The 18,559-nt window shown below is 62.9% G+C and carries 17 protein-coding genes; 12 read left to right on the plus strand and 5 right to left on the minus strand.

The annotated features are described in order from the left end of the window. Positions 1-5: 5 nt before the first annotated feature. The 5 genes from FJW04_RS26545 (at position 6) to FJW04_RS26565 (ending at position 6,105) form a co-directional block, all read left to right on the plus strand. The gene (locus tag FJW04_RS26545; protein ID WP_140617119.1) at positions 6-1,655 is read left to right on the plus strand and encodes an ABC transporter substrate-binding protein; all 1,650 of its coding nucleotides are present in this window, start codon (positions 6-8) and stop codon (positions 1,653-1,655) included. A 73-nt stretch (positions 1,656-1,728) separates the two neighbouring features. After that, positions 1,729-3,711: an FAD-dependent oxidoreductase gene (locus FJW04_RS26550; protein WP_140717665.1), complete on the plus strand. Its 1,983-nt coding sequence runs from the start codon at positions 1,729-1,731 to the stop codon at positions 3,709-3,711. Between the two features lie 52 nt (positions 3,712-3,763). Beyond that, positions 3,764-4,873: a mandelate racemase/muconate lactonizing enzyme family protein gene (locus FJW04_RS26555; RefSeq protein ID WP_140717667.1), complete on the plus strand. Its 1,110-nt coding sequence runs from the start codon at positions 3,764-3,766 to the stop codon at positions 4,871-4,873. 142 nt (positions 4,874-5,015) lie between these two features. Continuing rightward, positions 5,016-5,492, plus strand: coding sequence for a DUF3828 domain-containing protein (locus FJW04_RS26560; protein ID WP_015318334.1), 477 nt, complete (start codon positions 5,016-5,018; stop codon positions 5,490-5,492). Positions 5,493-5,496: 4 nt separating this feature from the next. Continuing rightward, complete coding sequence (locus tag FJW04_RS26565; protein WP_140617116.1) at positions 5,497-6,105, plus strand: hypothetical protein; 609 nt, start codon at positions 5,497-5,499, stop codon at positions 6,103-6,105. A gap of 8 nt (positions 6,106-6,113) precedes the next feature. Here FJW04_RS26565 and queF read toward each other — a convergent pair whose 3' ends face one another. Beyond that, the gene (gene queF, locus FJW04_RS26570) at positions 6,114-6,575 is read right to left on the minus strand and encodes a preQ(1) synthase (RefSeq protein WP_140717669.1); all 462 of its coding nucleotides are present in this window, start codon (positions 6,573-6,575) and stop codon (positions 6,114-6,116) included. A gap of 57 nt (positions 6,576-6,632) precedes the next feature. Between queF and FJW04_RS26575 the strand changes: the two genes are divergently transcribed. After that, positions 6,633-8,678 carry an NADH:flavin oxidoreductase gene (locus FJW04_RS26575; RefSeq protein WP_140717671.1) on the plus strand — a complete coding sequence of 682 codons (2,046 nt, stop codon included), beginning with the start codon at positions 6,633-6,635 and terminating at the stop codon, positions 8,676-8,678. A 100-nt stretch (positions 8,679-8,778) separates the two neighbouring features. On the opposite strand, the gene FJW04_RS26580 is transcribed toward FJW04_RS26575, so the two are convergent. Beyond that, a complete protein-coding gene (locus FJW04_RS26580; RefSeq protein WP_140617114.1) occupies positions 8,779-9,186 on the minus strand; it encodes a hypothetical protein in 408 nt (135 codons plus the stop codon). 145 nt (positions 9,187-9,331) lie between these two features. Here FJW04_RS26580 and FJW04_RS26585 point away from each other — a divergent pair, with 145 nt between their 5' ends. Next, positions 9,332-9,760, plus strand: a complete 429-nt coding sequence (locus FJW04_RS26585) for a MarR family winged helix-turn-helix transcriptional regulator (protein WP_140661896.1) — start codon at positions 9,332-9,334, stop codon at positions 9,758-9,760. Here FJW04_RS26585 and FJW04_RS30685 read toward each other — a convergent pair. Together FJW04_RS30685 and FJW04_RS26595 are read right to left on the minus strand one after the other, a co-directional pair. Continuing rightward, positions 9,757-9,969, minus strand: a complete 213-nt coding sequence (locus tag FJW04_RS30685) for a polysaccharide deacetylase family protein (RefSeq protein WP_348642001.1) — start codon at positions 9,967-9,969, stop codon at positions 9,757-9,759. The two genes, FJW04_RS26585 and FJW04_RS30685, sit on opposite strands and share 4 nt — an antisense overlap. Before the next feature lie 68 nt (positions 9,970-10,037). After that, a complete protein-coding gene (locus tag FJW04_RS26595) occupies positions 10,038-12,110 on the minus strand; it encodes an EAL domain-containing protein (RefSeq protein WP_015318328.1) in 2,073 nt (690 codons plus the stop codon). Between the two features lie 306 nt (positions 12,111-12,416). Between FJW04_RS26595 and FJW04_RS26600 the strand changes: the two genes are divergently transcribed. Then, entirely contained in the window at positions 12,417-13,604 is a 1,188-nt protein-coding gene (locus FJW04_RS26600; RefSeq protein WP_140717673.1) for a glycine C-acetyltransferase, read from the plus strand. A gap of 52 nt (positions 13,605-13,656) precedes the next feature. Next, a complete protein-coding gene (gene tdh, locus FJW04_RS26605) occupies positions 13,657-14,691 on the plus strand; it encodes an L-threonine 3-dehydrogenase (RefSeq protein ID WP_015318326.1) in 1,035 nt (344 codons plus the stop codon). 105 nt (positions 14,692-14,796) lie between these two features. Here tdh and FJW04_RS26610 read toward each other — a convergent pair whose 3' ends face one another. After that, on the minus strand, positions 14,797-15,234 hold the full coding sequence (locus tag FJW04_RS26610) for a MarR family transcriptional regulator (RefSeq protein WP_181171481.1): 438 nt from the start codon (positions 15,232-15,234) through the stop codon (positions 14,797-14,799). Between the two features lie 87 nt (positions 15,235-15,321). Here FJW04_RS26610 and hmgA point away from each other — a divergent pair, with 87 nt between their 5' ends. The 3 genes from hmgA to FJW04_RS26625 are packed head-to-tail and all read left to right on the plus strand — an operon-like array spanning position 15,322 to position 18,544. Beyond that, positions 15,322-16,635: a homogentisate 1,2-dioxygenase gene (hmgA, locus tag FJW04_RS26615; protein WP_140717677.1), complete on the plus strand. Its 1,314-nt coding sequence runs from the start codon at positions 15,322-15,324 to the stop codon at positions 16,633-16,635. Between the two features lie 11 nt (positions 16,636-16,646). Next, positions 16,647-17,534: an MBL fold metallo-hydrolase gene (locus FJW04_RS26620; RefSeq protein ID WP_181173063.1), complete on the plus strand. Its 888-nt coding sequence runs from the start codon at positions 16,647-16,649 to the stop codon at positions 17,532-17,534. Continuing rightward, complete coding sequence (locus tag FJW04_RS26625; protein ID WP_140717681.1) at positions 17,531-18,544, plus strand: fumarylacetoacetate hydrolase family protein; 1,014 nt, start codon at positions 17,531-17,533, stop codon at positions 18,542-18,544. The genes FJW04_RS26620 and FJW04_RS26625 overlap by 4 nt, the downstream gene beginning before the upstream one ends. Positions 18,545-18,559: the final 15 nt, after the last annotated feature.

The following is an 18,559-nucleotide window of genomic DNA, read 5'->3' on the forward strand; positions in this document are numbered from 1 at the left end:
ATGACATGACGATTTTCAGAAGCAACGGCGATCGTGTGCCGCCCGCTATCGAAGCGATGGCGGCGGAAGCGAAGGCGGGTCGCATGGACCGGCGCGAGTTCCTGGCGCTGGCTAGCGCGCTTGGTGCGTCGACGGCATTTGCCTATGGCATGATCGGCCTCGCCGCGCCGACGCAAGCTGTGGCCGAGGAACCGAAGAAGGGCGGGACGCTGCACGTCTCGATGGCGGTGAAAGCGCAGAAGGATCCGCGCACTTACGATTGGGTGGAACTGGCCAATATCTCACGTTGCTGGCTGGAGCCGCTGGTGCGCTACACCAGGCAATTCACCTTCGAGCCGGTGCTGCTCGAAAGCTGGGACATCAACGACGACGCCACCGAATACACGCTGCATGTGCGCAAGGGCGTCACCTGGAACAATGGTGATGCCTTCAGCGCCGATGACGTGGTGCACAATGTGACGCGCTGGTGCGAGAAGGGCGTCGCCGGCAACTCGATGGCGGCCCGCGTCGGTGCGCTGATCGATGCCAAGACCGGCAAGGCCAGGGACGGCGCCATCACCAAGGTCGACGACAACACGGTCAAGCTGAAGCTCAGCGAGCCCGATATTTCGCTCATTCCCAATTTCACCGATTATCCGGCGCTCATCGTGCACCGCAATTTCGACGCCGATGGCGCCGACCCAATCAAGAAGCCGATCGGCACGGGAGCGTTTGAGCTGGTCTCTTACGACGTCGGCCAGAAGGCGGTGGTCAAGCGCCGCGAGAACGGCAAATGGTGGGGCGGCGAGGCGCCACTCGACGGCATCGAGTTCATCGACTACGGCACCGATTTCAACGCCACGGTGAACGCGTTCGATTCCGGTGAAATCGACCTCAACTTCGAGTCGCCCGCCGACTTCATCGACATTCTCGACAAGATGGGGCTGCAGAAGTCGGAGGTCGCGACCGCCACCACGCTGGTTGCCCGCACCAACATCACGCACAAGCCATACGACGATCAGCGCGTTCGCAATGCGCTGCAGATGGCGGTCGACAACAACGCGGTGCTGCAGCTCGGCTACAACGGCCGCGGCACGGTCGGCGAGAACCACCATGTCAGCCCGATCCATCCCGAATACTATGCCCTGCCCAAGAAGGAGCGCGACGCCGCCGGCGCCAAGAAGCTGATGGCGGACGCCGGGCAGGCCGACTTCGAGCACGAGCTGATCACCATCGAGGACGACTGGCAGAAGAACACCGGCGACGCGATCGCCGGCCAGCTGCGTGACGCCGGCATCAAGGTCAAGCGCACGGTGCTGCCGGGCTCGACCTTCTGGAACGACTGGACGAAATATCCCTATTCGATGACCATCTGGTACATGCGCCCGCTCGGTGTCCAGGTGCTGGCGCTGGGTTATCGCACCGGCGAGGCGTGGAACGAATCGGCCTATTCCAATCCCGATTTCGACGCCAAGCTCAAGCAGGCGCTCTCGCTGATCGACGTCGCCAAGCGCAAGGAGGTGATGAAGGATGTCGAGCAGATCCTGCAGGACTCCGGCGTCATCATCCAGCCGTTCTGGCAGAAGCTCTACAGCCACACGAACAAGAAGGTGAAGAACTACGGCGTCCACCAGACCTTCGAGATGGACCTCCAGAACGTCTGGCTGGACGCCTGACGCCAGAAGTTCTGCCACACAGCGCCGGCGCTCCCTTGCGCCGGCGCAATGCCGCCGATGGGGAAGAATTTGCATGTCCGGCCGGGTCTTCAAACGTTTGTTCGAGCCGGCCACCTTGCGTGGCAAAACATTGCGCAACAGGATCGTGTTTGGAGCCCATACGGCGAACATGGCCGAGAACGGGCTGCCGACCGAACGCCATGTCGGCTACTACGCCGAACGCGCCATCGGCGGGGCCGGCATGATCGTGGTCGAGCCGATGCCCGTGCATCAGGCCGCCGTGCTTACCCGTGGCAATTTCAGCCCGTCCGATGACCGCGTCATCCCGTATTTCCGCAAGGTGACGGAGGCGATCCGCGGCAACGGCGCCGTCGCCATCCAGCAGCTCTACCATGTCGGTCAGCACGCGGACGCGGACAACTCGTTTCACCCCGGTTGGTCGCCTTCCGGCCTGCCGAGCTACCACGATTCCGACGGCTCGCATCGGATGTCCGAAGCCGAGATCGAAGAAACGATCGACGGCTTCGTCCAGGCCGCGCGCCGTTGCCACCAGGCCGGCTTCGACGGCGTCGAGGTCTGGGCGGCGTACCATTCGATGCTGGACCAGTTCTGGACACCTTGGTCGAACCGCCGGGACGACCGATGGGGCGGCAGCCTCGAAAACCGCACCCGCATGAGCCGTGAGGTGATGACCAGGATTCGCCGGGAATGCGGCGATGATTTTATCATCGGTCTCGCGATCAATGATGAGCCCGAAGTCGAAGTGGCGCTGAAGCGCGAAGCGCTGGCCGAGATCATCGACCTCCACGACCGCGATGCCTTGATGGACTATGTCACTTGCGGAACGGGTTCCTACTTCGATTTCTACAAGATCATGCCGACCTTTGTTTACCCGGAGAAGCTCGGTGCCGACCTGGCGTCCGTGCTCAAATCCACCGTGCGTCACGCGTTGATCACCGCCGAGAGCCATATCCGCACGCCCGAGAACGCCGAGAGCGTGCTGAGCGAAGGCCGTGCCGATCTCGTTTCCATCGTGCGTGGGCAGATCGCCGATCCGCATCTGGCTGCAAAGGCTGCCGCCGGCCGGCCGCAGGACATTCGCGGCTGCCTGTCCTGCAACCAGATGTGCTGGGGCCGGCGCAGCCGTGACTACTGGATCAGCTGCGTCATCAATCCTTCCGCGGGGCGGGAATGGGAGTGGGGCGGCGACCGCTTTGCTCCGGCCGGCCAGCCGAAGCGCGTACTGGTCGTCGGTGGCGGCCCGGCCGGTCTCGAAGCGGCGCGCGCCGCGGCCGAGCGCGGCCATCGCGTCACGCTGGCCGAGGCATCCGACCGCCTTGGGGGGCAGTTCCGTCTTGCCGGACTGCAGCCGCGCCGTGCCCAGATTCTGGACCTGATCGACTGGTATGAGCGCCAGCTCGGCCAGCTCCAGGTCGACATCCGCTACGGGCAGTATGTCGAAGCCGACGATGTCGAGCGCGAAGGCGCCGATCACGTCATCGTCGCGACCGGCTCGATGCCGCCGGACGGCGCTTTCCAGCGGGCCTTGCCGCATTGGGAGAGCGTTCCGGGCGGCGGTCCGGTGCTCTCGGCCGAAGCGGTGATGGCGCGCGAGGCGAGGCCGGGAAAAAATGTTCTCTTGCTGGACGATGGCGGCAATTGGAAGGGCTGCGGCACCGCCTGGAAACTCGCCGAGGATGGTCACAATGTAACGCTTGTGACACCGGACGCCCTGGTCGGCAAAGAGCTTCAGCGAATGGCCGTCGATGCGCCGCTGCGACGGGCACTCGTCAAGCTGAAGGTGCGGTTTGTGACCGAGAGCGCCGTCGTTCATTGGGACGGCAGGGTGGCCAGGATCGCTTCGCTGCTCGACGGGACCGAGCAGCAGGTCGAGGCCGACGCTTTGGTCTTCGCCACCACCGGCATGGCGCAGGACAGCCTGTCCATCGAGCTCGAAAGGCGTGGAATTGCGCATACCTCCATCGGCGATTGTACCGCCTCCAGACAGGCGGCATTTGCCATTCATGACGGGCGCAAGGTGGCGCTTGGTCTTTGACCATGGCGAAAGGCGCCAGACCAGGCAAGGCATGAACGAGGCTAATGTCTGAATGCGTATCAGGTCAATCAAAGTCTATCAGATGCTTCTGCCTGTTAAAGGCGGTGCCTACCGGATGGCCAGCGACACCGTGCAGAATTTGGACAGCACGCTGGTTGAAGTCACCACCGAGGATGGACTGTCAGGCTGGGGTGAGACTTGCCCGATCGGCCCTGTTTATCAACCCCAGCATGCTCTCGGCGCGAGAGCGGCAATTGCTGAAATAGCGCCGGGACTTATCGGCGAGAACACAGCGTCCATGCGCCGCCTCGCCAAACGAATGGACGAACGGCTGAACGGTCACAACTATGCCAAGGCGGCCTTGGACATAGCTCTCCTCGACCTCGCCGGCCAGTGGCTGGGCGTCCCTGTTTCAACACTTCTCGGTGGTGCGCTCACCGATCGCGTGCCGTCATACTACTCGACGACCGTCGGTGCTCCGGACGAGACCGCGCGTATTGCCGCCGACAAGGTCAATGCCGGATATCCACGGCTTCAGATCAAGATCGGCGGGCGGGATCTCGAACAAGACGTCGCCACTGTGCACAAAGTATGGGAGGCGGTTGGCTTCAGGGCCCGCATAGCCGTCGACGCCAATCGCGGCCTGACCGCTGCCGCGGCGCTGCACATCGATCGGCTTTGCCAGGCAATCCCGTTCGTGTTCGAACAGCCTTGCAACACCATGGAGGAAGTCGCTGGTCTCAAAGGGCGCGTTACGCATCCGATCTATCTCGATGAGAGTACCGAGGATTTGAATGCCGTGCTTCGGGCAGTTTCGTCAGGTATCGCCGACGGATTCGGATTGAAGGTCACCCGTCTTGGTGGTCTGACCAAGATGGCCACGGTCCGCGACCTGTGTGCGATACGATCTCTTCCGCACAGCTGCGACGATGCCTGGGGCGGAGACGTCATCGCCGCGGCATGCGTCCACCTCGCCGCTACCGTCGAGCCGAGACGTTTTGAGGGAGCCTGGATCGCGCAGGAGTACATCGAAGGGCATACTGATCCCGCAAACCCGATCGTGATCGAGAACGGGCATATACGCGTCCCGCAGATCCCAGGGCTCGGTGTCAAGCCTGAGCGCTCCCAACTCAACGCGCCGATCGCCACTTTCGGAGACTAAGGATCGTTGGATTTGATCTATGCAAGCAGACGCGCCGCCCGGAGGCTTCATGAGCCGAAAAAAAGCCGATATGCACGATGCGTGGTATTGATTGCCTTCCGCAGTCAAACATTCGGGGAAATCCATGCATTCGGGGAAATCCATGAAACTGCTGCTCGCTGCCATCCTGTCGATTGCCGCACCAGCCGCGGCATTGGCCGGCCCGGCGTCCGACGCCGTGAAGTTCTTCTATGTCCCGCAGGTCAAGTTCGAGGCCGACGCGCAATACCGCGATCGCTTCACCGAGCCGGTGACGAAACTGTTCGACCTCAACGACCAGGCCACCAAGAAGAATCCGGACCAGGTCGCCTGTATCGACTTCGACCCCGGCCTCGACGCGCAGGATTTCGACCAGAAGGCCCTTTCCAAGACACTGAAGCTGTCCGAGACGGTGGAGGGCGATACGGCGCAGGTGGTGGCGAGTTTCAGTCTTTTTCCGGAAGGAGACGATTCGCAGCGCGAAATGCACTGGTCGCTGAAGAAGGTCGACGGCAAGTGGAAGATATCGGACATTGCATCGAAGACCAGCGACTGGACGCTGAGCCAGCTCGAATGCATGGCGGGCCAAGATCCGGAGTGATGCGATGGCCGGTCGCACGCTTCTTTTGTTCTCGGCCGTGTGCCTGCTGGCGGCGGACTTGAACGGCGCGGCCGCTCAGGGGCTGTTGGGCGCGCCGCCGGCAAAAGCTCCGGCCGGGACCGCGCCCGATGACAGCGTGACGCCGCCGGCAACCCCGCCTGGCGGCGCCGCGGAGCCGCCGACCCCACCCGTCGCATCGCCGCCAAGCGAGCCTGCCGCTCCAATCCAGCCGGGGTCGCCGACAGCGGTGGTGCGGCCGTTCTACGATCAGGTCGGCCTGGAGGTCGATCCTGCTCAGCGCGGCCATTTCATCGATCCGGCGAAAGCCGTGCTCGACAAGAGCGATGCCTTGCGCAAATCCGGGCAGGGCGAGTGCCTGGACCCCAACATGGCGCTCGACAATGCGGACTACGACAAGGCCGAGATCGACAAGAGCCTGAAGACGCTCGAAGCGATCAATGGCGACCAGGCCAAGGTGATCGTCGCCTTCGTCGTCGCCGGTAACCCGCACCGCCTCGAATGGAAGTTCAAGAAGGTCGATGGCGAATGGAAGATAGCGGACCTTTTGTCGGTGACCGGCGAATGGGCGCTCAGCCAGTACCAGTGCGAATGATGGCCGAACTAGCCGCGCCCGCGATAGGGGGCGACGCCGGTATCCGGCAGCCAGGCGCCTTCGGGCGGAGCGCCGGTCTGCCAGAACACATCGATCGGAATGCCGCCGCGCGGATACCAATAGCCGCCTATGCGCAACCAGAGCGGCTTGGTCGCGGCCACGATGCGGCGTCCGATCATCACCGTGCAGTCTTCATGGAAGGCGCCATGGTTGCGAAACGAGGTCATGAACAGCTTGAGCGACTTCGATTCCACCAGGGCGGCATCGGGTGCGTAGTCGATGACGATGTGGGCGAAATCCGGCTGTCCGGTCACCGGGCAGAGCGAGGTGAATTCCGGGCAGGTAAAGCGCACGATCGCCGGCGGCCCGTCGCCGCGCGAAAACGGCACGGTTTCCAGGACCGCGGCTTCGGGGCTCTGTGGCGTCTCGACGTGCGTGCCGAGCTGGGTGAGATTTTTGGTATCGATCATATGCGGTTTCCCTTGGATTTGCCGCTCATTAGCACAAATTAAAACGGCAGGAAGACGATGACCAGCAACGACCCGCTTCTCCAACCCTACCAGCTCAAGCATTTGACGCTGAAGAACCGGGTGATGTCGACCAGCCACGAGCCGGCTTACTCGGAGGACGGCATGCCGAAGGAGCGCTACCGGCTCTACCATGCCGAAAAGGCCAAGGGCGGCATGGCGCTGACCATGACCGCCGGCTCGGCGATCGTTTCGCGGGACAGCCCGGCTGCCTTCGGCAATCTGCACGTCTATGACGACCGCATCGTGCCGTGGCTGGCCGAACTCACCGATGCCTGCCACGAGCATGACTGCAAGGTGATGATCCAGATCACCCATCTTGGCCGCCGCACGGGTTGGAACAAGGCCGACTGGCTGCCGGTGCTCTCGGCTTCGCCGGTGCGCGAGCCGGCGCATCGCGCTTTCCCCAAGACCATCGAGGAGTGGGATATCGAGCGCATCGTCGCCGACTATGCGTCGGCCGCCCAGCGCTGTCAGGCGGCCGGGCTCGACGGCATCGAGTTCGAATCCTACGGCCATCTGATGGACGGCTTCTGGTCGCCCGCCACCAATCATCGCGATGACGAGTATGGCGGTTCGCTCGACAACCGCCTGCGCTTCACCAACATGGTGCTCGATGCGGTGCGCGCGGCGGTCGGCGAGAAATTCGTCGTCGGCATCCGCATGGTCGCCGACGAGGATTTCGACAAAGGCCTGTCGAAGGAGGAGGGCGTCGAGATCGCCAGGCGGTTGGCCGGCTCCGGCAAGCTCGATTTCCTCAACATCATCCGGGGCTCGATCGAGACCGACGCGGCGCTCACCAAGGTCATTCCGGTGACCGGCATGCGGTCTTCGCCGCATCTCGATTTTGCCGGCGAGGTGAGGGCGGCGACGAAATTCCCGACCTTCCACGCGGCGCGCATTTCCGATGTCGCCACCGCGCGCCATGCGATCGCCACCGGCAAGCTCGACATGGTCGGCATGACACGCGCCCATATCGCGGATCCGCACATCATCAAGAAGGTGATGGAGGGCCGCGAGCACGAGATACGTCCCTGTGTCGGCGCTACCTATTGTCTCGACCGCATCTATGAAGGCGGCGAGGCGCTATGCGTTCACAATGCGGCGACCGGCCGCGAGGCGGATATCCCGCACGTCATTGTCAAGACGGAAGGGCCCAAGCGGAAAGTGGTGGTCGTCGGCGCCGGCGCTGGTGGGCTGGAGGCGGCGCGCGTCGCAGCCGAGCGCGGTCATCAAGTCACGATCCTCGAGGCATCATCACAAGCTGGCGGCCAGGTGCGTCTGGCGACCCAGAACCCGCGCCGCAAGGAATTGATCGGCATCATCGACTGGCGGCTGGCCGAACTCGACCGGCTCGGCGTCGAGATCCGCTATGACACCTGGGCGGAACAGGACGATGTTCTGGCGCTGGCGCCCGACGTCGTGGTGATCGCCACCGGGGGCCTGCCGCAGAACCCGCCGCTGGCCTCCGGCGACAATCTCGTCACCTCGAGCTGGGACATCATGGCCGGCAGCGTCAAGCCGGCCGAAAATGTGCTGCTCTACGACGACAATGGCGGCCATCAGGGCATGGGCGCGGCCGAACTGATTGCCAACAGCGGCTCGAAGCTGGAACTGGTTTCGCCGGAACGCTTCTTCGCCCCCGAAATGGGCGGCATGAACCACGTACCCTATGTCAGGGCCTTCCAGGAAAAGGGCGTCACCGTCACCATCAATACCCGCCTGCGCTCGGTGCGGCGCGAAGGCAATCAACTGATCGCGGAACTCGCTTCGGATTTCGCCGATGGCTGGCGCGGAGAGCGCAGGGTCGACCAGGTGGTGGTCGAGCACGGCACGGCGCCGCTCGACGATCTGTACCTTTCGCTGAAACCGCTGTCGAAGAACGGTGGTGCGGTCGACTATGAGCGGCTGGTCAACGGCGGCGACATTTTTCCCAAGCGCAACGCGGATGGCGGCTTCGTGCTCTTGCGCATCGGCGACGCGGTTGCCTCGCGCAACATCCACGCCGCCATCTATGATGGGATCAGGTTCGGGATCAGGATTTGATCACGATCAGGTGGCGCGCAACGGCCTTTGCAAGGAGAGCCACCTGCCGCTCTGGTCCGTTGCGCGCCGCGCATGATCGGCTTTCACCGGCCGTGCGATTCTAAAACATCTTGGCGGTCGCCATGCAAAGCACGGTGATGACCAGCAGCCCGCCGGCGATGCGTTCGCCCCTGGTCATTTTCGCGCGCAGCGCCGTTTGGGTCGCGGCATCGGCGCCGGCAAGCTGCCTGCTGGCGGAGCCCACAAGCGCGCCTTGCACGCCGGCGGCGATCAGCGCCGTCAAAATGCCGAGCGCCAGTACCTTTTCCATCGAGCCAAAAGCACCCTCATGAAAGAAATACCAGAGCAGCAAACCGGTCAGGAAAGCCAAACCGGCCGCGCCCATTTGCGGCCGGAAGAACCGCTCTGCCCGGATGTCCGGATCGCGGCCAACCGCGATGGTCGTGCCGGCCCAGAAGACGCCGGCCATGACGTGCAGGCCGATGACGGCGATATAAACATACTGCATGACCGCATTCCTCTCATTCGCCCACCGCCTACGCACCGCAACCATGCTGCGATGCCATCAATAAGGCAAAATTAGATATCTAACGGTTAGATGTCAATCACGAAGCCAAGTTTCACATTCCCACTGCTTGCTCTACTGTCAGATCATGACACCATTTGACCGCCCGCCGGTCGGCATGAATCTCGGCCGAACCGCCAAGCTTGTCGCACAAGCCTTCGACGCTGCCTTGGTTGAAGCAGGCGGCACATTGCCGGTCTGGCTCACGCTGCTGTCTGTCAAGTCGAGCGAGCTTGCCAATCAGCGCGAACTCGCCGGCATGATCGGCATCCAGGGCGCGACGCTGACCCATCATCTCAACGCGATGGAAGCGCAGGGCCTGCTGACACGGCGGCGCGATCCCGTCAATCGCCGGGTTCACCTGGTCGAATTGACGGAGAGGGGAGAAGCGCTGTTCGAGACGTTGCGGCAAGCGGCACTCGTCTTCGACAAGCGGCTTCGCAAAGGGCTGCCAGACGAGCGTCTGGCGGAATTTGCGCAGGTGCTTGCGGCGTTGCGAAAAAACGTAGAGAGCTAGGAATGCCGGCCTGTTGGACGCACTGGCCTCGGCATGCATACCGACCATGAACAGCGTTGCCGGAACCGCGCTGCCTCCAAGACGTCGAGGATGTTGCTTGTACCGTTCAGCGGACCGTCGTCGAAGGTGAGATAGATGGTGCGATCCGCGCCATGGGCAGGCAACGCCGACATCAACATGGCTGCCAGGGCAAGCCGAAAGAATGTCATGGAGCCGCTATCCCCTCGCGGTCAGGACAGGCCGCCATTTCCGCGGCTGCTTGTCAAGGCTGGCCGGGTTACGCCAGGCTTCCCTGCAATACCGTCAGCCTGGCTTTCTTCGGCATGCGGGCGGTCAGCCATTCCAGCGCCTTGTCATGCGGCATCGGGAAGGCGATGGAATAGCCCTGCACCTGGTCGCAGCCGATCGCCATCAGCGAATCGAGCTCGGCCTCGGTTTCGGCACCCTCGGCGACGATGGAGATGCCCAGCCCCCGCGCAAGTTCAGTGATGGCGCGCACGATCTTGGAGTTGTCGCCATTCTCGTGGATGTTTTGCACGAAGCGACGGTCGATCTTGAGCCTGTCGATCTCGTTGGGATTGACGTGGCTGAGCGAAGCATAGCCGGTGCCGAAATCATCGAGTTCCAGATGCACGCCGGCCGCCCTGATATGACGCAGCTTCGCCGCGATGCCAGTCTTCTCGTCGTCCAGAATGACGGATTCGACGATTTCCAGCGACAGTTTCTGCGGCGGCAGTCCGGCTTTCTCCAGCGTATCGAACAAAAACGCATCGAAATCATGCTCGCGCAACTCGGTACCCGAGACATTGACCGCAAGCCGGCCGAAGGCAATCCCGGCACGGTTCCACTCGGCGGCCTCGTTGATCGCCTTGCTGATCACGATGCGGCCGATCTCCGGCATGAAGCCGCATTTCTCGGCCACCGGGATGAATTCGCCCGGCGAGATCATGCCGCGCTCGGGATGATTCCAGCGCACGAGCGCTTCGATGCCACTAATGGTGCCGTCGGTCAGCGAGACCTGCGGCTGGAAATAGACCTGGAACGCCTTTTCGGAAATGGCGACCTTGATGTCATGTTCGAGCTGCTTGCGGTAGTCGAGTTCGCGGCGCAGTTCCTCCGAGAAGAACGAGAAGTTGCCGCCCCCCATTTTCTTGGCGGAGTAGAGCGCCAGATCGGCATGGACGAGCAGGTCCTGCGCGTTGTCGGCATCGATCGGATAGACCGCGATGCCGCCGCTGGCGCCCGGGAGAATGGTGGTGCCCTGGAACACGATCGGCTCATTGATATGCACCAGGATGCGCCGTGCGAGCATGTTGATGTCCTCGGTGCTGCCGGCTCCGTTGAGGATCATCACGAATTCGTCGCCGCCGAGCCGCGCGCACAGATCCGACGCGCGGCAGGAATCGCGCATGCGCTGTGCCGTCACGACCAGGACATAGTCGCCGGCGGCGTGGCCCAGCGTATCGTTGATCTGCTTGAAGCGATCGAGGTCGAGCTGGACTACGGCCAGGCGCTCGCGCCGGCGATGCGCGCCCTTGATCAGCGTCTCGAAATGGTCGGTGAGGAAGGTGCGGTTGTGCAGGCCGGTCAGGCCGTCATGCACCGCGATGAAGGCCATCGAATTGCGCGCGTCGACCAACTCACGCGTCTTGCGCAGGATCGCGTTGGACATCGGCCTGAAGATGAACAGCGCCACCAGCAGGATGACGCCGAGTGTGGCGTAGAACAGCGTGCGGTGGAGGGAGAGCAGCTTTTCGGAGCGCTCGTCGGCATCGGCGCTGATGCGCTGGCCGAGCGCGGCATAGCCCGACAGCGTGGCATTGGCGACCGAGGCATCGAGATTGACGCGTTCGGCGCCGCCCTTGTAGCCGCCATTGTCGCCAAGATTGAGCTGCGATTCCAGTGCGGAGACCAGCCGGTCGCCATTGGCGATCAGGCCAACCGAGAAATAGTCCAGATGAAAGGGCTTGGCGAAAAGCACGCTCTGGATCGACTTCGCATCGAGCTTGGCCGGCGATTGCGGATCCGCGCCCGTCTGCTTGAGCAGCAGATCGTAGTTCGTCTCGAACTCCGCCGTGGCCTGCTTCAGCGCGCTGACCAGCGCCGGCTGCTTGTCGCGCGAGGCGGCGCCCGTTGCGTTGGCCAGGAAGACGATGCGCTGCGACAGCGTCTTCTGCGTACCGACGATGTCGAGCAAGGTGTTGTTGTGCTGCTGCGTGGCCATCGTCTGCTGCAGCAGGACGAAGGAGGCCGCGACCATGGCGGCAATGATCAGCAGCGCCAGCCAGTAGCCAGCCTTGATCAGCAGTATGAGCTTGCCTGAAACGGTTTGCACCGGCTGCTGAGACATGTTCGGGGGCGGTCCTCTCGCCAACGGATTTATTCGAGCACCATTGAACTGCAAATGTTAACAGGACTGGAAATCGACGGCCGGCCGGCGCGGACGAGAGGCGGAAAGATCACGAAATGGTTATCGGGTTCTTTCGCGGCCGGCCCGCATTTGAGCATTCGTCGGCCCATGCGTTTCCGGGTGGTCACCTGGGCAATGTCGGAACGTCCCAGCTGATGCTGCCCGGCCACCTGATCCGGTCGCTTTTGCGATGGATTTTTTATGCGGGCGGGACGACAGTCTGCCGACGTCAAACGGGGCCCGATCATGACCGCAGCATTTCTCTCCCATATCGACAGCGAGCTTGCAGGGTTGAGATCCGCCGGGCTCTACAAGTCCGAGCGGGTGATTTCCTCGATGCAGTCGGCTGAGATAGAGGTCGGCGGCGAGAAAGTGCTGAACTTCTGCGCCAACAACTATCTCGGCCTTGCCGACAGCGCGGAGCTGCGCGCCGCGGCCACGCAGGCGCTCGACCGCTACGGCTACGGCATGGCCTCGGTACGCTTCATCTGCGGGACGCAGGAAGAACACAAGCAACTCGAGACGACGATCTCCTCTTTCCTCGGTTTGGAAGACACCATCCTCTACGGCTCCTGCTTCGACGCCAATGGCGGCCTGTTCGAGACGCTGCTTGGCGAGGAAGACGCAATCATCTCGGATGCGCTGAACCACGCCTCGATCATCGACGGCGTCCGGCTGTCGAAGGCCAAACGCTTCCGCTACGCCAACAACGACATGGCCGATCTCGAGGCGCGATTGAAGGAAGCCAAGGATTGCCGCTTCCGGCTGATCGCCACCGACGGTGTGTTTTCCATGGACGGCATCATCGCCAATCTCTCAGGCGTCTGCGATCTGGCCGAGAAATACGACGCCATGGTCATGGTGGATGACAGCCATGCGGTCGGCTTCGTCGGCGAAAATGGGCGCGGTTCGGCCGAGCATTGCGGTGTCGAGGGCAGGGTTGACATCATCACCGGCACGCTCGGCAAGGCGCTCGGCGGCGCTTCGGGCGGCTACACCTCGGGCAAGAAGCAGGTGGTCGACTGGCTGCGCCAGCGCTCGCGGCCTTATCTCTTCTCCAACACGCTGATGCCGGCGATCGCCGGCGCCTCGATCAAGGTGTTCGAGCTGATCCGCAATGGCGACGGATTGCGCGAGCGCCTATATGCCAATGCGGCGCGGTTCAGGTCCCAGATGGGCAAGCTTGGCTTCACGCTGGCCGGGGCCGACCATCCGATTATCCCGGTGATGCTGGGCGATGCCACGTTGGCGCAGGAGATGGCGGCGCGCATGCTGAAGCGTGGTATCTACGTCATTGGATTCTCATTCCCTGTGGTGCCGAAGGGCCAGGCCCGCATCCGCACCCAGATGTCGGCGGCGCACTCCAGCGCCGACATCGACCGGGCCGTGGAAGCGTTCGGAGCGGTCGGCAGGGAATTGGGCGTGATTTCCTGAAGGGCCGGTAGCGAAAAGCGATTCCGGATCAAGAGATTCAAGGGACAAGAGAATGTCGAACATGATGAAGGCACTGGTGAAGGCCAAGGCCGAACCGGGCATCTGGATGGAAGAGGTTCCGGTGCCGGAGATCGGCCCGAACGATGTGCTGATCAAGATCAAGAAGACCGCAATCTGCGGCACCGACGTCCACATCTACAACTGGGACCAGTGGGCGCAAAAGACGGTTCCTGTGCCGATGGTTACCGGCCACGAATTCGTCGGCACGGTCGCCGACTTTGGTGCCGCGGTCACCGAATACAAGGTCGGCCAGCGGGTGTCGGGCGAGGGACACATCGTCTGCGGCCATTGCCGCAACTGCCGCGCGGGCAGGGGGCATCTGTGCCGTAACACGCTCGGCGTCGGCGTCAACCGTCCCGGCGCCTTCGGCGAGTACCTGGCCATTCCCCAGCACAATGTGGTGCCGATCCCCGACGACGTGCCGGACGAGATTGCCGCGATCTTCGATCCCCTGGGCAATGCGGTCCACACGGCGTTGTCCTTCGATCTGGTCGGCGAGGATGTGCTGGTCACCGGCGCCGGACCGATCGGCATCATGGGCGCGCTGGTGGCGCAGTGCGTCGGCGCACGCAAGGTTGTCATCACTGACATCAACCCGGTGCGCCTGGCGCTGGCCAAAAAACTCGGCGTCCAGCATGTCGTCGACGCTTCGCAGGAGAAGCTGCGCGACGTCATGCCGGCACTCGGCATGACGGAAGGTTTCGATGTCGGGTTGGAGATGTCGGGCGCCGCGCCCGCCTTCCGCGACATGATCGACACCATGAACAATGGCGGCAAGATCGCCATCCTCGGCATCGCCCCGACTGGTTTCGAGATCGACTGGAACAAGGTCATCTTCAAGATGCTGCACTTGAAGGGCATCTACGGCCGCGAGATGTTCGAGACCTGGTACAAGATGATCGCCCTGGTGCAGGGCCCGCTCGACGTCTCGGCGCTCATCACGCACCGCATCGGCATCGACGATTTCCAGGCCGGCTTCGATGCGATGCGCAGCGGCAGTTCCGGCAAGGTGGTGATGGACTGGTAACGGCGCGCATAGCGCTATCCGGTGAAACGTCTGCGCGAGGCGCCCCCTCTGTCCTGCCGGACAGAGGGGACGCTGTCCCGCCAGCCTATCCCCATTCTTTCAGCGCTACTTTTCTTCCAACGCCTTCTCCAGCGCCGCCACCCCACGCACAATCGCCGCACGTTCGTCCACGCCAAGTTTCGCCAGCAGTTCCCGCTCGAAACTCTGCGCCAGCGGCACCATCTCGCGATAGGCTGCAAGCCCGACTTTGGTAAGCGTCAAGTGCTCGACGCGGCGGTCGTTCTCGTCAGGTGTTCGTACCAGCCAGCGCCGCCGTTCTAACTCGGCCACGGCGCGCGAGACCTTGGTCTTGTGCATGGCCGACTGCTCGCCAAGTTCCGTCGCGGTCATCGTGCCGCGCTGTCCCAATCCCGACAACGTGCGCCATTCGGGCCGGGTCAGGCCATGGCGGTCCTTATAGACCTTCGAGAATTCGCGGCTGACCGCATCTGCAAGGCGGTAGAGCCGGTAGGGCAGAAAGCTTTCGAGTTCGAGAATGTCCATTGTCCGCATCCGGGAAAAACGGAAGATTGATAGTTACATTTTCGATGGTTACAAATGAAACCAATTTGGTCAATCCGGGAGGAAGCAATGGCCTTTTCCTATATGCCGGGTTTCGGCAACGACTTCGAAACCGAAACCTTGCCCGGCTCACTGCCGCAGGGACGCAACTCGCCGCAGCGGCCGGCCTACGGCCTCTATGCCGAGCAGCTTTCAGGCTCGCCCTTCACCGCGCCGCGCGGCACCAATGAGCGCTCCTGGCTCTATCGCATCCGGCCGAGCGTCAAGCACACGGGCAGGTTCAAGGCGGCGAGTTATCCCCTGTGGAAGAGCGCCCCCAATGTCGGCGACCACGAGCTGGCGCTTGGCCAGTACCGCTGGAATCCGGTGCCGATGCCGAAAGAGCCGACCGACTTCATTAAGGGTATGCGCACCATCACCACCGCCGGCGACGTGCTTGGCCAGACCGGCATGGCTGCCCATGTCTATGTCGCCAACCGCTCGATGACCGACGATCATTTCTTCAACGCCGACGGCGAGCTGCTGATCGTGCCGCAGGTGGGCAGCTTGCGCTTCATCACCGAGATGGGCGTCATCGAGCTTCGGCCCGGTGAAATCGCCGTGCTGCCGCGCGGCCTCGTCTTCAAGGTCGAACTGGTCGACGCCGAAGTGCGCGGCTATGTCTGCGAGAATTACGGCGCCAAGCTGACGCTGCCTGACCGCGGCCCGATCGGCGCCAATTGCCTGGCCAACCCGCGCGATTTCAAGACGCCTTGCGCCTGGTTCGAGGAGAAGGAGACGCCGTGCCTGCTGATCGTGAAATGGTGCGGCAATTTTCACGTCACCGAGATCGGCCATTCGCCGCTCGACGTCGTTGCCTGGCATGGCAACTACGCGCCCTATAAATATGATCTGGCGACCTTTTCGCCGGTCGGTGCGCTGCTGTTCGATCACCCCGATCCGTCGATCTTCACCGTGCTGACGGCGCCGAGCGGCGAGGAAGGCACCGCCAACATCGATTTCGTCATCTTCCCGCCGCGCTGGCTGGTGGCGGAAGATACGTTCCGCCCGCCCTGGTATCACCGCAACATCATGAGCGAGTTTATGGGCCTGATCCATGGCCAATACGACGCCAAGGAAGAAGGGTTCGTGCCCGGCGGCATCAGCCTGCACAATCTGATGCTGGCCCATGGCCCGGATGCGCCTGGCTTCGAAAAAGCCTCGCGCGCGGACCTGAAACCGGTCAAGCTCGACAACACCATGGCCTTCATGTTCGAGACCCGCTTTCCGCAGATGCTGACCCGCTACGGCGCCGAACTCGAAACCCGGCAGGACAACTACATCGATTGCTGGGCCGACCTGAAGAAGCGGTTCAATGGCACGCCCGAGGGCGACTGGTCTTGAGCGGCAAGCCAATGCCAGACCGGTTGGTGCTGCTCGGGTCGAAAGGCGGTCCGGCACTGCGGCCGGGCGGGCCTTGGCCGAGTTCGTCGCTGCTCGAGATCGGTGGGCGAGCCATCGTCGTCGATTGCGGGCTCGGCGTGACGCGCGGTCTGGTCGATGCCGGTGTCAGCCTGAAGGCGCTCGACCTGATCTTCATCACGCATCTGCATTCCGACCATGTGCTGGAACTCGGGCCGCTGATCCACACCGCCTGGGCGGCCGGATTGGCGACGCCGGTCACCGTGTTCGGCCCGCCTGGGCTTGGCCACTACTGGCGGCGCTTTTGTCAGGCGATGGAATTCGACATCGAGATCCGCATCGCCGACGAGGGCCGCCCCGATATTCGCGAGTTGGTTTGTATCGACGAATTCGGCCAAGGGCATGTGGTCGAGCAGCGCGGACTGAAGGTGACGGCGCTGCGCGTCGACCATCCGCCTGTGACCGATTGCTTTGCCCTGCGCTTCGAGCATGGCGGAAGCAGCGTGGTGTTCTCGGCCGATACTGCCTTCTTTCCGCCGCTGGCCGATTTTGCCGATGGCGCTGCTATCCTCGTCCATGAAGCCATGCTGGAAGAAGGCATCGAGCGGCTGGTTGCCAGAACCGGCAATGGCGCGCGGCTCAGGGAACATCTGCTCGCCAGTCACAGCTTTGCCGAGGAGGCAGGCCGTATCGCCCGCGATGCCGGCGTGAAGAGATTGGTGCTCAATCACCTCATTCCAGCCGACGATACCGAGATCGGCGAGGTCGACTGGATAGCCGCTGTCAGGAAAACATGGGCTGGCGACTTGACGATCGCTCGCGACGGCCTTGTTGTGGAGTTAAGCGGCGCCAAGGCCGCATCAGGAGAGGGAACCGCATGAAGCTTGCCACGCTGAAGGACGGAACACGCGACGGAAAACTCGTCGTCGTTTCGCGCGACCTGACGCAATACACGGACGCCTCGTTCCTGGCGCGCACGCTGCAGGCCGCACTCGACGACTGGCGCAGGATCTCGCCGCATCTCGCGACCATAGCGGAATCGCTGGAGAACAATGCGATGCCGGCGGCTCGTTTTCACGAGCATGACGCGCATTCACCGCTGCCGCGCGCCTATCAATGGGCCGACGGCTCGGCCTATGTGAACCATGTCGAACTGGTGCGGAAGGCGCGCGGCGTCGAGATGCCGGCAAGCTTCTGGACCGACCCGCTGATCTACCAGGGTGGCTCGGATTCCTTCGTGGCCCCGCGCGATCCGATCCGTCTAGCGGACGAGGCCTTCGGCATCGACATGGAAGCCGAGATCGCCGTCATCGTCGACGATGTGCCGATGGGCGCCAGCCACGATGAGGCGCGCGCCGCGATCCGCCTGATCACGCTGGTCAACGATGTCACGCTGCGCGCGCTGACCGGGCCGGAACTGGCCAAGGGATTCGGCTTCTTCCAGTCGAAACCGTCCTCCGCCTTCTCTCCGGTCGCGGTGACGCCGGATGAGCTGGGCGATGCCTGGGACGGCGGCAAGGTCAATCTGCCGCTGCTTGCCGACATCAACGGCAAGCCGTTCGGCCGCGCCGATGCCGGTGTCGACATGACCTTCGATTTTCCGGCCCTGATTGCTCACGCCGCCCGCACAAGGCCGCTGGTGTCAGGCACCATCATCGGCTCGGGTACGGTGTCCAACAAACTCGACGGCGGCCCGGGCAAGCCGGTCTCTGCGGGCGGAGCCGGTTATTCCTGCATCGCCGAACTGCGCATGATCGAGACCATTGTGTCAGGCGAGCCCAAGACACCTTTCCTGCGCTTCGGCGACACCGTGCGCATCGAGATGAAGGACAGATCAGGGCATTCGATCTTCGGCGCCATCGAGCAGAAGGTCGAGAAATACCAGCGGTAGGCACAATGAGAGGTT

The sequence above is a fragment of the Mesorhizobium sp. B2-7-3 genome, from assembly GCF_006440715.1.
In the GTDB taxonomy this organism is placed as follows: Bacteria; Pseudomonadota; Alphaproteobacteria; order Rhizobiales; family Rhizobiaceae; genus Mesorhizobium; species Mesorhizobium australicum.